Source organism: Acinetobacter thutiue (assembly GCF_030385805.1).
Classification (GTDB): domain Bacteria; phylum Pseudomonadota; class Gammaproteobacteria; order Pseudomonadales; family Moraxellaceae; genus Acinetobacter; species Acinetobacter corruptisaponis.
The window spans coordinates 118,871-132,455 of record NZ_JAUDZE010000003.1; the positions used below are offsets into that span (position 1 = coordinate 118,871).

The 13,585-nt window shown below is 43.8% G+C and carries 11 protein-coding genes; 4 read left to right on the forward strand and 7 right to left on the reverse strand.

Features of this window, described 5'->3' with window-relative positions; genetic code table 11:
- Positions 1-334 precede the first annotated feature (334 nt).
- From QTA56_RS09285 to dxs, 4 genes are all read right to left on the reverse strand, one after another.
- Positions 335-2,257, reverse strand: coding sequence for a DEAD/DEAH box helicase (locus tag QTA56_RS09285; protein ID WP_267980690.1), 1,923 nt, complete (start codon positions 2,255-2,257; stop codon positions 335-337).
- Positions 2,258-2,691: 434 nt separating this feature from the next.
- On the reverse strand, positions 2,692-3,228 hold the full coding sequence (locus QTA56_RS09290) for a shikimate kinase (protein ID WP_267980691.1): 537 nt from the start codon (positions 3,226-3,228) through the stop codon (positions 2,692-2,694).
- A gap of 76 nt (positions 3,229-3,304) precedes the next feature.
- Positions 3,305-4,135 carry an inositol monophosphatase family protein gene (locus tag QTA56_RS09295; protein ID WP_267980692.1) on the reverse strand — a complete coding sequence of 277 codons (831 nt, stop codon included), beginning with the start codon at positions 4,133-4,135 and terminating at the stop codon, positions 3,305-3,307.
- A gap of 132 nt (positions 4,136-4,267) precedes the next feature.
- Complete coding sequence (gene dxs / locus QTA56_RS09300) at positions 4,268-6,175, reverse strand: 1-deoxy-D-xylulose-5-phosphate synthase (RefSeq protein ID WP_267980693.1); 1,908 nt, start codon at positions 6,173-6,175, stop codon at positions 4,268-4,270.
- A 305-nt stretch (positions 6,176-6,480) separates the two neighbouring features.
- Between dxs and ribA the strand changes: the two genes are divergently transcribed.
- A complete protein-coding gene (ribA, locus tag QTA56_RS09305) occupies positions 6,481-7,083 on the forward strand; it encodes a GTP cyclohydrolase II (RefSeq protein ID WP_267980694.1) in 603 nt (200 codons plus the stop codon).
- A 132-nt stretch (positions 7,084-7,215) separates the two neighbouring features.
- Positions 7,216-8,157, forward strand: coding sequence for an oxygen-dependent coproporphyrinogen oxidase (hemF, locus tag QTA56_RS09310; protein WP_267980695.1), 942 nt, complete (start codon positions 7,216-7,218; stop codon positions 8,155-8,157).
- A 54-nt stretch (positions 8,158-8,211) separates the two neighbouring features.
- Here hemF and QTA56_RS09315 read toward each other — a convergent pair whose 3' ends face one another.
- Positions 8,212-9,096 (reverse strand): dihydrodipicolinate synthase family protein, encoded by an 885-nt coding sequence (locus QTA56_RS09315; RefSeq protein ID WP_267980696.1) that lies wholly within the window; start codon positions 9,094-9,096, stop codon positions 8,212-8,214.
- Positions 9,097-9,105: 9 nt separating this feature from the next.
- Positions 9,106-9,882 carry an aldolase gene (locus tag QTA56_RS09320; RefSeq protein ID WP_267980697.1) on the reverse strand — a complete coding sequence of 259 codons (777 nt, stop codon included), beginning with the start codon at positions 9,880-9,882 and terminating at the stop codon, positions 9,106-9,108.
- Positions 9,883-9,918: 36 nt separating this feature from the next.
- Between QTA56_RS09320 and pdxR (QTA56_RS09325) the strand changes: the two genes are divergently transcribed.
- Positions 9,919-11,448 (forward strand): MocR-like pyridoxine biosynthesis transcription factor PdxR, encoded by a 1,530-nt coding sequence (gene pdxR / locus QTA56_RS09325; protein WP_267980874.1) that lies wholly within the window; start codon positions 9,919-9,921, stop codon positions 11,446-11,448.
- A 47-nt stretch (positions 11,449-11,495) separates the two neighbouring features.
- On the opposite strand, the gene QTA56_RS09330 is transcribed toward pdxR (QTA56_RS09325), so the two are convergent.
- Positions 11,496-11,951 carry a GNAT family N-acetyltransferase gene (locus QTA56_RS09330; protein WP_267980698.1) on the reverse strand — a complete coding sequence of 152 codons (456 nt, stop codon included), beginning with the start codon at positions 11,949-11,951 and terminating at the stop codon, positions 11,496-11,498.
- 103 nt (positions 11,952-12,054) lie between these two features.
- On the opposite strand from QTA56_RS09330, the gene pdxR (QTA56_RS09335) reads away from it, so the two are divergent.
- Complete coding sequence (gene pdxR / locus QTA56_RS09335; RefSeq protein WP_267980699.1) at positions 12,055-13,536, forward strand: MocR-like pyridoxine biosynthesis transcription factor PdxR; 1,482 nt, start codon at positions 12,055-12,057, stop codon at positions 13,534-13,536.
- Positions 13,537-13,585 lie beyond the last annotated feature (49 nt).

The following is a 13,585-nucleotide window of genomic DNA, read 5'->3' on the forward strand; positions in this document are numbered from 1 at the left end:
TATGAAGATTATTAATTTATGTAGTTATTTTTTGAGACGACCTGACTGGTGGTTTGGCTGGAATTAACATTTAATGAATCGACGTGATTGGCATCAAAAAGTGCATAGGCGAAAAACAGGCCATTACAGAGCATCAAAATGACAAAAAGGCATGGCAGTCCATCATTGCATATGAAAGACCACATTCGACTCAAAAGACTTTTGTTTTGATTAACCCTTTTCATTTCTTATACAAAATTTGAATTAGCACACATTTTAACAATTTTACCTGACTAATCCCAAATAAAAAAGCCAGTTTTACAACTGGCTTAGTTTTTTCATCGGTTTTTATCGATTAAAAGTCATTTTTGCGACGACGGTCACCACCGAAAGTTTCTTCACGAGTGCCGCGCGCTGGACGATCTTCACCGCCGAACTTACGTTTTGGACGGTCATCGCCAAAACTGCGCTTTGGACGGTCATCACCGAAACTACGTTTTGGACGATCACCGAAACCACCCTCGCGTTGTGGACGATCACCAAAATCGCGCTTTGGACGGTCACCGAAGCCACCCTCACGTTGTGGACGATCACCAAAATCACGTTTTGGACGGTCGCCGAAGCCACCCTCACGACGTGGTTTATAGTCTACACGATTGCCACGGTTGTCATCATTCGCATCAAAACGTGGCTTATCATTGAAACCACCCTCACGACGTGGACGATCAGAATTGAACTCACGACGTGGACGGTCTTCACCACCAAAACTACGCTTTGGACGATCATCAAAACCACCCTCACGGCGTGGGCGATCTGAATTAAACTCACGACGTGGACGGTCTTCAAAACCACCCTCACGACGTGGACGATCTGAATTGAATTCGCGACGTGGGCGGTCTTCACCAGCAAACGCTGGACGCTCACCACGAGGTTTGTCATCGAAGCTACGACGTGGACGATCATCACCGCTTTCACGACGCTTAAAGTTACCTTCACCTTCAAAACGACGACCACCGCCGAAACCACCACGACCGCGGCCGCCACCATCACGACCACCGCCATTACCACCGCGGCCACGACCACCACCATCACGACCTGAACGAGCAGGAGGTGGAGATGGCTCTAGACCTTCGATTTCAGACACATTTAAACGTGCATCTAAATAATCTTCCAAGGCACGGATTTTGCCGCGTTCACGGTAAGTCGCCAAGGTAATCGCCTGACCTGAACGGCCCGCACGACCTGTACGGCCAATACGGTGTACATAGTCTTCATTCTTCATTGGCAAGCCGAAGTTAATCACGTGAGAAATGGTTGGTACATCTAAACCACGTGCTGCAACGTCAGTTGCCACCAGGATTTTTGCACGACCTTCACGAATGCTGCGTAAACGACGGTTACGAACAGTTTGTGGCATCGCACCATGTAGCGCAACAACCGAGTGACCTGCTTCAGCCAATTCTTCAGCCAGCATGTCGGTATCTTCTTGCGTGCTTGCAAAAACAACCGCCTGATCAACTGATTCGTCAGACAACCAGTGAGTCAGTAATTTCTTCTTGTGCTCAAAACCATCGGTCCAATGCAATGTTTGAGTTACATCGGTATTGGTACTATGGCCTGTCTCAATCGCAATACGCTCAGGATCGTTCATCATGCGTTCTGCTAAACGGATAATACGGTCCGCAAATGTTGCAGAGAACATGAGTGTTTGATTACGGTTTGCAGCCAGATCACTGATCGCTTCCAAATCTTCAGAGAAGCCAAGGTCTAACATACGGTCAGCTTCGTCAACGATCAACGATTCAACTTTATCAAGTTTCAACTGACGACGATTAACCAAGTCAAGTAAACGGCCTGGGGTTGCAACAATGACTTGTGCACCTTTAAGCTGCTGAATTTGCTTACCAAAAGGCATACCACCCATGATTGCGGCAATACGAACGCCCTTCATGTGACGTACAAATGCAATCGCATCCTGGCTAACCTGTTGAGCCAATTCACGTGTCGGGCATAAAACCAAGATGCTTGGTTGAGTCACTGCTTTCATGCGCTCTTTAAATGGCACAAAAGTTTCCTGACCCGCTAAAGCATTTAATGTAGGGAGTAGGAATGCAGCTGTTTTACCAGAACCAGTCTGGCTTGAAACTAATAAATCTTTACCTGCTAAAGCAGCTGGAATTGCTTGTTCCTGTACAGGTGTCGGGCTAGTAAAGCCTAAACCTTCAAGTGCTTGTTGTAGGGTTTCATGTAAGGAAAATTCGGCAAAAGTTTTGCTCATAGAGAGTTTCACCCTAATGGGTGCTCCATTTTAATAAATACAAAAAATAGACATCGGCAACAAGCGGCAAAGCGACTCAAGCTGAATATAAGTACAATTCAGTGGCAATCCGAATAACGACGATGTGGACTAAACGCACGCTTGATTACTGCCTCAACCTGAAGAATCGCTAAGCGATTTGGGCGCAAGATGTGGTCCTCTCTATGGACAGCGTGCGCATAATATGAATAGAACTGAATGTTCAGGTAATGAACTGGAATTTAAGTGCGTGCGCGGATTATAGCAGAATAATTTTAAAAGTCACCTTTTTTAATAGGTTTTCGTAATTCAATAACAATTCTTTGCTAAAGCCATTCTTCCAGTTCCCTACTATTTTTTAAAATTATATTTATATAACAATAGGTAGCAAGCCATCTGAGAATAATAGCCTGCCATTATTTCCCTAATATTTCCCTTATTCCAGACACAATAATATCTGGCACTTCATTCGTTAAAACAATTTGACAATCCAATCTGACATACAGTTGAAATCGTGTTCTGATCTTCAACTCTTCCTTTTTCCAAGAAGCATTCAAATACGTCCGAGTCATCTGCCTTGTAAGAATTTCCTGAACACATTTTTCCAGCTCCAATGAGGGTAACAATAAAAAGGTGAATTTATGCTTCTCTATTTCATTCTTTATTTTTATATAGTCTTGATGAGTATCCTCTGAATAAGTCATAAATCCTGAAGAACATACAATAATTATTATTTCTTGATTTTCAGATTTTTGTTGTAATTCTAAAAATAATTGCACATTTCGAGCCGCATATTCTCGATAGCCATGTTCTGCAATGTACTGTCCAATATTATCTTCGAATTGTATAAAGTGCTCATCTAGATCATAGCATGCACATCCTAATTGCGATGCCAGCAACTTTGCCGTGGTTGTTTTTCCCGCACCACCTGGACCAATAAAATAGATCAACAATTCATTTAACCTTGTTTTTATCATTTCATATAAAAAAGCCCTCAAAATATTGAGGGCTTTTTTATAAATCTACAAATTATTTTGCAGCTTCGCCCCAAGCTGGAACAACTGCCTGCATCAACGGTTTTAGCATCTTGAGTGAACATGCAAGCACCTGACCATTGTCAAATGAATCATTACCACCACGTGCATCAACAACCACACCACCCGCTTCCTTAATAATCAGCTCACCCGCAGCAATGTCCCACGGTTTTAAGCCAAGCTCAAAGAAACCATCAAAACGACCCGCAGCCACATAAGCCAAGTCCAGTGCGGCAGAACCACCACGACGGATTTGCGCGCCTGATTTGGTTACAGCCAATAATGAAGCGAAATGCTGTTCCGCATAAGAAACTATTTCACCATTACGTTTTGCACGGTAAGGATGACCCACTGCAAGGAACGTGTTTTCCAGATTATCTTTGACATTGACACGAATACGACGCTGGTTCATCACTGTGCCACGGCCACGGCTGGCAGAGAACAATTCATCACGCACTGGATCATAGATCACACCGTGTTGAGTTACGCCTTTATGTTGTACCGCAATTGAGATACAGAAATGTGGAAAACCATGAATAAAGTTTTGTGTGCCATCCAGGGGATCAATCACCCAGCACCAGTCTGCATCGTGACCTTTACCTTCCTGCATACCAAACTCTTCACCAAGGAAGCTGTGGTTTTTATAGCTTTTACGGAGGGTATCAATGGTAAGTTGTTCGATGTAACGGTCAACACGCGTTACTGGACCATCAATGCCTTTTTCTTCAACTTGTAAATCGAGTTTATGACGATTTTGATGTGCCTTTAAAAGCTCTTGACCAACTGTTTGAGCCGCACGCGCAGCCATAACCACCATAGGTTCCATTGAACACCCACTACAAATTTGAAGATTTTGACAAAGAATAATGCATAAAAGCGCTCATATTCTATCAAATATAAGCGCTTTTAGGGAAAAAATGTTGCGAAAAATTATTTCCACATTCACATGGTTTGTTGATTAAAACCACGCCTTTTGAATTGAGGCTAAAATACCCTGACTATCCAGACCACAGTCCGCCAGCATTTGCGGATGTGTCGCCTGATGTAAAAAGGCATCTGGCAAACCAAGGTTCAAGATAGGTTTCACAATTCTCGCCTGCGCCAGAAATTCATTTACCGCACTGCCCGCACCCGCCATTACTGCATGCTCTTCCACCGTAACAAAGAGGTCGGTCTTTTCAGCAAGCTTACGAATGATTTGTTCATCCAGTGGTTTCACAAAACGCATGTTCACCACACGCACGCCAACTGCATATTGATTTGCAAACTGCGCTGCGGCATCAACTGAAGCTGCCACACGGCTACCAAAGGCGAGAATACTGATCTGTTGTTCAGCATCCTGATTAAATTCAGCAACGATTTCAGCTTTACCAATCTCCAAAGCAGTCATCTGTTGTTGAATTTCAATACCTGTTCCTACACCTCTTGGATAGCGTACTGCTGTTGGCCCTTTATAGTGATAGGCGGTATGCAGCATTTGACGGCATTCATTTTCATCTTTTGGTGCCATGATCACCATGTTTGGAACTGTACGCATATAGGCATAGTCATAGGCACCCGCATGGGTTGGGCCATCCTCACCAACCAAGCCCGCACGGTCAATACCGAAAGTTACATCCAGATTCTGTAACGCAACATCATGAATCAACTGGTCATAGCCACGCTGTAAGAATGTTGAGTAAATTGCCACCACAGGCTTTAAGCCCTCGCAAGCCATGCCTGCTGCCAGCGTCACCGCATGCTGCTCTGCAATTGCCACATCAAAGAAACGTTCAGGATATTGCTGTGCGAACTGCACCATACCCGAGCCTTCACACATGGCTGGAGTAATCGCCAGCAAACGCGCATCCTGAGCAGCTTCATCACAGAGCCATTGCCCAAACACATCCGAATATTTTGGCGCTGCTTTTGAAGAAGAAGTTTTCGCTGGTGCACAAGCTACGGGCGCAATTTTGGTAATGGCATGATAGGTAATTGGGTCTGCTTCCGCAGGGGCAAAGCCCTTGCCTTTTTTGGTATAGACATGCACCAGACGTGGACCCTTACGTTTTTTCAGGGCATGGAAAACCTGTACCAACTGTTCCACGTCATGGCCATCAAACGGCCCAAAATAATCAAAACCAATCGCTTTAAACAGGTTATCCGCAGCATCTGTTGCTGACTGGTGCAGACGTGAGTTATAGGTCCATTTTGGATGTGGCTGAACATAGGCTTCACCCTGTTCATTCACATTGACCAACTGCCCTGTTTCCCAAATCGCCGCCAAGTGTTTGGCAAAGCCGCCTGTACTGCATGAGATCGACATATCATTGTCATTTAGTACCACAATCAAGTCGGCATCATGGGCAACCGCATCATTCATGGCTTCAAAGGCCATACCTGCGGTCATTGCACCATCACCGACAATGGCAACCACATCACATGGATCTTTTTGGTAGCGACGCGCAAGTGCCATACCAAGACCAGCAGAAATTGCTGTTGATGAATGCCCTACCCCAAAGGTATCAAACTCGGATTCTTCACGGGCAGGAAATGCAGCCAAACCATCTTTGGCACGAATCGTGATGATTCTGTCACGGCGACCCGTCAACACCTTGTGTGGATAAGCCTGATGGCCCACATCCCAAACCAGACGGTCCTGGGGTGTATTAAAGCAATAATGCAGGGCAACCGTCAGTTCAACCACTCCCAGATTTGCACCAAAATGGCCACCGCTTTGTCCTGCCGCATACAGAATATATTGACGCAACTCGTCCGCCACTTGTGGGAGCAGGCCTTGTTCGAGCTGACGTAACTGTTGTGGATGATCAATTCCATCTAACAATGGCGTAACAGGACGTTGAGTTGGAATTTCGGTATACAACATAATGTGGCGAAGCCTTTTTAAGCCTGGCAAATCCGAAGCTGGGTTAAATGGGGGCAATCATACAATTAAATATGATCTACCTTCAATCAGCCACATGGGCGAATGATGTCGTGCTAAACATTCTCATGCCAGTCTCAGGGACTGGCTGGCAGATTATCCTGAATTATGTCACTGTTTATCAACCATTATTGTGTGCTTTGTATGAAAAAGAAAAACTTATGTGAAAAATCAGAAATTCCAATTCACGCAATCTTCACACATTAAGCTATACTTTGACTGTTTTTTATTATCATAGTGAGCGTTCTGTGCCAATTGAATTTGTTGCAACATCAAGGCTACCAACCGCTTTTGGTGACTTCAATATTTCCGTGTTTCAAGACCCAGCAACGGGCGAAGAGCATGTGGCGCTTTCCAAAGGACTAGAAACTGCACCAAATCAGCCTGTACTCGTGCGTATCCATTCTGAATGTTTGACTGGTGATGCCTTTGCCTCATTGAAGTGCGACTGTGGGCCTCAACTGCAAGCCACACAACGCTTAATTAATGAAGCAGGCCAGGGTGTGATTTTATATTTGCGTCAGGAAGGCCGTGGGATTGGCCTGACCAATAAAATTCGTGCCTATGCCCTACAGGATCAGGGACATGATACAGTCGATGCCAACCTGTTGTTGAACTTGCCTGCCGATGCCCGCCGTTACGATATGTGCAGCATTATGCTGGATCATCTGCAAGTCAAAGAAGTGAAGTTGATCACCAACAATCCTTTAAAATTAAAGGCATTGACTGATCTAAGCATTAATGTAGTGGAGCGTGTTCCACTTACAGTGGGTCGTAATCCATTCAATGAGCATTATTTAAAAACCAAACGTGAACGGATGGATCACCTATATAAAAAAGATGACTTCTGATTCATTTTTTCAAAATGTTTAAAAATAAGGCAATTAAGGGATTTTTATGGTAAAAGGCAAAAATCCCTTACTTTTTTTATGGATTTTATGTTTTGATATAAGCAATTCCTAGATCACTTTAAGAGGATCATCATGCAGCATCCAACTTCAGTTGATATTCAACGTGTTCGTGAGTTTTTACTCGACCTACAGGCACGGATTTGTGCAGGACTAGAACAGCAGGAACGTGCAGGCGGTGGAACCGCTGAGTTTATCATTGATGATTGGCAACGAACTGAAGGCGGCGGTGGCCGTTCCCGTGTTCTGCAAAATGGTGAAGTGATTGAAAAAGGTGGGGTCATGTTCTCCCACATCAATATCAGCAAGCTGCCTGCTTCCGCAACTGAACGCCATCCGCAGATTGCTGGCGCAAAGGCACAGGCTTTGGGTGTGTCGCTGGTGATTCACCCCAAAAACCCGAATATTCCAACCTCACATGCCAATGTGCGTTTATTTGTGGCTGAACCTGAGGGACAAGATCCTGTATGGTGGTTTGGTGGTGGCTTTGACTTAACCCCGTTCTATCCAGATGATCAGGATATTTTAGACTGGCATCAAACTGCCTATGACTTATGTCAGCCATTTGGTGAAAATGTTTATGCCGAGCATAAACAATGGTGTGATGATTATTTCTACTTAAAACACCGTGATGAACAGCGTGGCGTGGGTGGTTTGTTCTTTGATGATCTCAATCAATGGGATTTTGAAACCTGTTTTCAATATATGCAGGCTGTTGGTAATGGTTATTTAGCAGCAATCCTGCCAATTTTTGAAAAGCATCGTGAGCAGCCATATACCGAAGCTCAGCGTGAGTTCCAGTTGTATCGTCGTGGTCGTTATGTTGAATATAATCTGGTTTATGATCGTGGCACTTTATTCGGTTTGCAAACAGGTGGACGGATTGAATCGATCTTGGTCAGTTTACCTAATCTTGCAGGCTGGTCGTATCGTCCTGAATGGGATGAAAACTCACCTGAAAAACGACTCACTGATTATTATTTAAAACCAAGAGACTGGTTGGGTTTAGAGAAATAAAGAAAAGCCCCCTTGCCCATCCATCACACTAGGCAAGGGGCTTTTGATAAAAATTTAATTTGCTATCGCCAATTTCATTAAGGCTTTAAGTTGTTGTCGCTCAGTTGCACTGGCTTCTTGCACAGGACTTCTGGGTTTACCCACCGCAAAGCCCAATTCATTTAGACCTGCTTTAACCGTTTTAGGCAAACCGTACTGCACCACAAAACGCAATAATGGCAATTGGCGATAAAATAATGCTTTTGCCTGTACCAGATCAGCATCCTGAACTGCCTGATACAATTGACTTGGCAAATTACCCAATAAATTTGGTGCAACCGTACACCAGCCACTTGCGCCTGCACAAAACGCTTCCAGTGCCAATGGGTTACAACCATTATAAAATGGTAGCTGTCCATTGCTGAGTTCATGGAACTTGTGCATACGCTGAATATCGCCTGTGCTGTCTTTGACCATGCAAATATTGTCGATATTCTGGAACATCTTCACGATCAGTTCAGGACTCATATCAATGCCACTGGTGGCAGGATTGTTATACACCATGATCGGTAATTTGGTGGATGCTGCAATCTGTTGATAATATTCATAGACTTCCTGATCAGTCAGTTTCCAATACGACACAGGAATCACCATAATCACATCCGCACCCAATTCTTCAGCTTTTTTAGCTTTTTGAATCGCCATTGCAGTGGTCAATTCCGAAATCCCCAAAATCACAGGTACACGATGATTCACCACTTCAATACTTTTTTGTGCGACTTGTTGCCATTCTTGCCAAGATAAATAGGCACCTTCCCCTGCACTCCCTAATGGTGCAATTGCATCACACTGATTTTCCAATAAGGCATTTAAGCTAATGCTCAGTGCATCAAAATCGACTTCCTGACCATCCGCTTTAAATGGTGTAATGGGATAGGCAATAATACCGTTTAGTTTCATACTGACCTCCTAGATACAATCCTGATGTTTTTTCAATGCCTTACGCGCGTAATAAGCAAAATTAACCTTGTTACGTTTATCTGTGGATACCCAGTCGTGGGCTTCTTTTGCCAACTCATGGGGAATCGGTTGAATCTGTCCTGCGGACATGGCAAGTAATTGCAAACGTGCCGCACGCTCAATCAAAATCGCCAAGTTACAGGCTTCTTCAATTGTTTTGCCTGTGACCAGTTGCCCATGATGGGAGAGCAGAACTGCTCGGTTATTTCCCAAAGCATTAGAGATTAAAATCCCCTCTTCATTACCCACAGGCACACCTGGCCATTCACCAACAAAAGAACAGTCCCCATACAATGCACAGGTGTCCATTTGGGCAATCATCAGGGGCACACGCAACATTGACAAAGCGGCGACATGGGTAGGATGGGTATGGATAATGCAGTTCACATCTGGATGCTGTTTATAAATCCATGTGTGAAAACGGTTGGCTGGATTCGCCATACCCTGACCATTTAAAGGTTTAAGGTCTTGATCAACCTCCAACAGGTTTGTTGCGGTAATTTCATCAAAACCGAGTCCAAAGCGCTGGGTAATGAAAGTATTACCTTTGGCTGTGCGGCTGGTAATTTGCCCAGCCAAACCTGAATCATGTCCATGATCAAATAAAATGCGGCAGGTCAACGCCAGTTTTTGCTGTTCGGTATATTCCACATCCTGAAAAAGCTGCTGCATACTTTGCTGTGCGTTGTGCATCAACTGCTGTTTATCAAGTAATGCTGTCTCCATAAATCCTCCTATTCATTTGATTTGTAGATGGGACATATGCAGAATAGAAAGTCTGTGGATGGTTTAAAATATCCAGTTTTTAAAACTTATATGGTCCAGCAAACGATGATTCAGAAAATCGGGCAACAGTCATGGAAATTTCGGCTACACCTTGAAGATCGTGAAGAAAAGACCCTTTTTCTCAAGTTGGCGAATCAGATTATTCAGGATATTTTATCGGGACGGTTAGCTTCAGGAACACGGCTGGCAGGCTCTCGGACTTTGGCCAATGAGTTAAAAATCAATCGTAAAACGGTACAATCCGTCTATGAGGATTTAGAGGCACAAGGCTGGCTGGTTTCCAAAGCTCGACAAGGCACTTTTGTTTCAGCGCATCTTCCTGACTTAAAATACAAAGACCAGCCCAAAGCCAGGCCTATCTCACAGACAATAGATATACCCCGCCCAACACATCTTATTCAGAATGATGGTGTGCCCGACACCCGTTTAATTCCCTATGAATTGTTTTCTCGTGCCTATCGCCATGCCCTGATCAAGGTCACCCGCCATCAGAGTATGGGCTACGGTGATCCGCAAGGTAGCATCGAGTTACGACAAGCTTTACAGCAGATGTTGTCAATGGAACGTTTTATCCAAAGTTCCATTGAACATATTTGTGTGGTTCGGGGTAGCCAAATGGGTATTTTTCTGGCTTCAAGGGTGTTGGCTCAATCTAAAGCCCAGCGTCATGTGGTTGTGGTGGAACACTGGGCTTATCCACCTGCAATTGACACATTTTTATCGCATGGTTATCAGGTTGTACGGGTGCGTTTGGATCAGTATGGTTTAGATACTGATCATTTAACCGAAATTTTATCCACCTATCAGGTCGCTGCGATCTATACCACACCGCATCATCAATATCCCACCACCGTTTCCATGTCGATGCAACGGCGCTTAAAACTCTTGGAACTCTCCAAAAGTTTTGATTTTTATATTATTGAAGATGACTATGATCATGAGTTCCATTATGACAGCCGCCCCATTCCGCCCTTAATCAGCTTACCTCATGCCGATAAGGTGATTCATATTGGCTCGCTGTCCAAAGTGTTTGCGCCAAGTCTAAGGGTTGGGTATGTTGTTGCAAATCCTGATATTGTCCAAGCCATGAATCAGGACATTTTACTCATTGATAAACAAGGCAATGCGATTACAGAACTGGCGATTGCTGAACTGATGCAGCAAGGTGAAATTAAACGGCATATCCGCAAGATGCGGAAAATCTACCAAAGCCGTCGAGATTTTGCGGTAATGACCTTTCAGCAGATTTTTCAGGATAAGGTTGAAATTTCGACACCTGCGGGAGGAATGGCATTATGGGTGAAATTTAATTTTCCTTTTCAAACTCAGTATATAGAACGATTAAAACAATTAAACATTCATTCAGAATTTGACTTTGGTTCAGATTTAACGATTGAGAACCCACATTTTTATATCCGTTTTGGTTTTGCAGCCTTGTCAGAGCTGGAAATCGAACAGGTAATTCAACATTTATTTCAGGCAATGGTCTCTAACATAAATCAATAGATTTAAAAGAAAAGGCCAAAATCCCAAGATCCTGGCCTGATTAAATTTTATTTCAACACCATCCGATACTCAATAATCCCAGGCTTTTCAGCAATCCAGTCATAGAGTTTTTGTGCGGTATGGTTGGTTTCCTGTGTATGCCAATATAGGCGGTCACACTGCTGTAAAATGGCCTGCTGCTGAACATATTCAATTAAATGCTTGCCAACATGCTGCCCCCGCACCTCTGGTGAAACAAATAAATCCTCTAAATAACAATAATTTTGCTCAGCCCAAGTTGAACGGTGAATGACATAATGTACAAACCCCAACACCTGTTCACCTCGTTTGGCAACGGCGCAATAAACGGGTTCAGCTTCATCAAAAAAGCGTTGCCATGTGGTTTGTGTGGTGGAACTGGCAAGCGCCACTTTATAAAAATTCTGATACGCCAGCCAATATGGTATCCACTGCTGATAATCCTGTTGCTGGACAGGGATAACCTGTATTTCCTGAGTCTGCATCCTGACACTCCGTCATCTTTCGTTATGGAAGATCAAAGTGTAGTGTTGAGAGTGGTATCATCATAAGATACAGTTATTATAATTTTTAAAGTACCAGTTGATTATGGCGATTTCATCCTCTGCCTATTTTCCACACTTGATTTTACCAAAAGGTTCCATCAAGGATGGATTATATGAGGTGCTCAGGGATGCCATTTTAGATGGTCGTTTATCTGCTGGCACAAAACTGCCCTCAAGCCGAGTTTTGGCAGAAATGATGTCCATTTCCCGTAATTCCGTATTGTCGGCTTTGGACCGCCTACTGGATGAGGGTTATTTATTGACCAAACCAAGCTCAGGAACCTATGTGTCAGAAACCATTCCTGACCAGTTGATCCAAGCGCAAACCCAACAGCATCTTCATCTATCAACCAGAACTGAAACGCTGAATGTAAATCCCCACCTTGCCCAACATTTAGCTTGCTGGCAGAAACAACAGTTACCACAAGGTAAACGTACCTTTCATGTTGGCGTGGGTTGCGTGGATTTATTTCCACATCAACTTTGGGGAAAACTGCTTGGGCGAGCATGGCGGCAATCCTATCATCAGATTGGACAGGCCCATGATTCAAAAGGCTACCTGCCTTTAAGACAGACGATATGCCAATATGTACGCTCTACACGTGGACTCAATTGTACTGAACAACAAATTTTGATTGTGAACGGGACACAACAGGCCATTCATTTAACCGCTTATGCGCTATTACAGGCACAGGATCAGGTATGTCTGGATGAGCCAGGCTATGATGCGGCATTGGCTGTTTTTCGTAGTTTTGGGGCAAAGGTTCATCCAGTTTGTAGTGATGAGGAGGGAATGAAAATTCCCGACATTATCCAGCATTATGCCCAAGCCAAACTGGTTTACACCGCACCCTCACATCAATTTCCACTGGGTGGCACACTCAGTTTAACTCGGCGTTTGGCATTGTTGGATTGGGCGGCCCAGCAACAAAAATGGATTTTTGAAGATGACTACAACAGTGAGTTTCGTTATGGCACTCGACCTATTCAAGCCTTACAGGGTCTGGACCAACAGCAACGTGTAATTTATTCAGGCACATTTTCCAAAATGATGTTTCCTGAATTTCGCTTAGGTTTTATGGTGATTCCCGAGTCTCTCATTGACCTATTCAGTTTGGCAAAAAATCATATTGATACTCGCAGTTCTTATCTGGAACAGGTTGTTTTGAGCTTGTTTATTCAAGAGGGGCATTATGCACGGCATGTACGTAAAGTCCGCAAAGCCTGTTATGAACGCCAACAGGCTTTAATTGCAGCAATTGAGCAATATCTCTCTGATGTATTGACGATTCAGCCCACAGATTCAGGAATTCATTTGGTCTGTTGGATGAAAGATTCATGGACAGAGCAGGATTTCACTGCTCAATGTAGCAAACTAGAGCTAGCTGTCCAGCCTTTATCCCGCTACTGTCAAACTTCATTTCAAAGGGCAGGTGTGCTATTTGGATATGCCGCACATACGGTTGATGAAATTAAGGAAAATATCCAAAAGTTAGCAACTGAGATTAAAAATCACTCATGCTAATTGCGATCATTTCCACAACTTTATACACTGCCCCTATTTTCTTTATTTA

Bases quoted from the DNA above. Each gene is read 5' to 3' on its own strand.
- QTA56_RS09285 (WP_267980690.1), bottom strand. From the start codon at position 2,257: ATGAGCAAAACTTTTGCCGAATTTTCCTTACATGAAACCCTACAACAA.
- QTA56_RS09295 (WP_267980692.1), bottom strand. From the start codon at position 4,135: ATGGAACCTATGGTGGTTATGGCTGCGCGTGCGGCTCAAACAGTTGGT.
- dxs (WP_267980693.1), bottom strand. From the start codon at position 6,175: ATGTTGTATACCGAAATTCCAACTCAACGTCCTGTTACGCCATTGTTA.
- hemF (WP_267980695.1), top strand. From the start codon at position 7,216: ATGCAGCATCCAACTTCAGTTGATATTCAACGTGTTCGTGAGTTTTTA.
- QTA56_RS09315 (WP_267980696.1), bottom strand. From the start codon at position 9,096: ATGAAACTAAACGGTATTATTGCCTATCCCATTACACCATTTAAAGCG.
- QTA56_RS09320 (WP_267980697.1), bottom strand. From the start codon at position 9,882: ATGGAGACAGCATTACTTGATAAACAGCAGTTGATGCACAACGCACAG.
- pdxR (WP_267980874.1), top strand. From the start codon at position 9,919: ATGCAGAATAGAAAGTCTGTGGATGGTTTAAAATATCCAGTTTTTAAA.
- QTA56_RS09330 (WP_267980698.1), bottom strand. From the start codon at position 11,951: ATGCAGACTCAGGAAATACAGGTTATCCCTGTCCAGCAACAGGATTAT.
- pdxR (WP_267980699.1), top strand. From the start codon at position 12,055: ATGGCGATTTCATCCTCTGCCTATTTTCCACACTTGATTTTACCAAAA.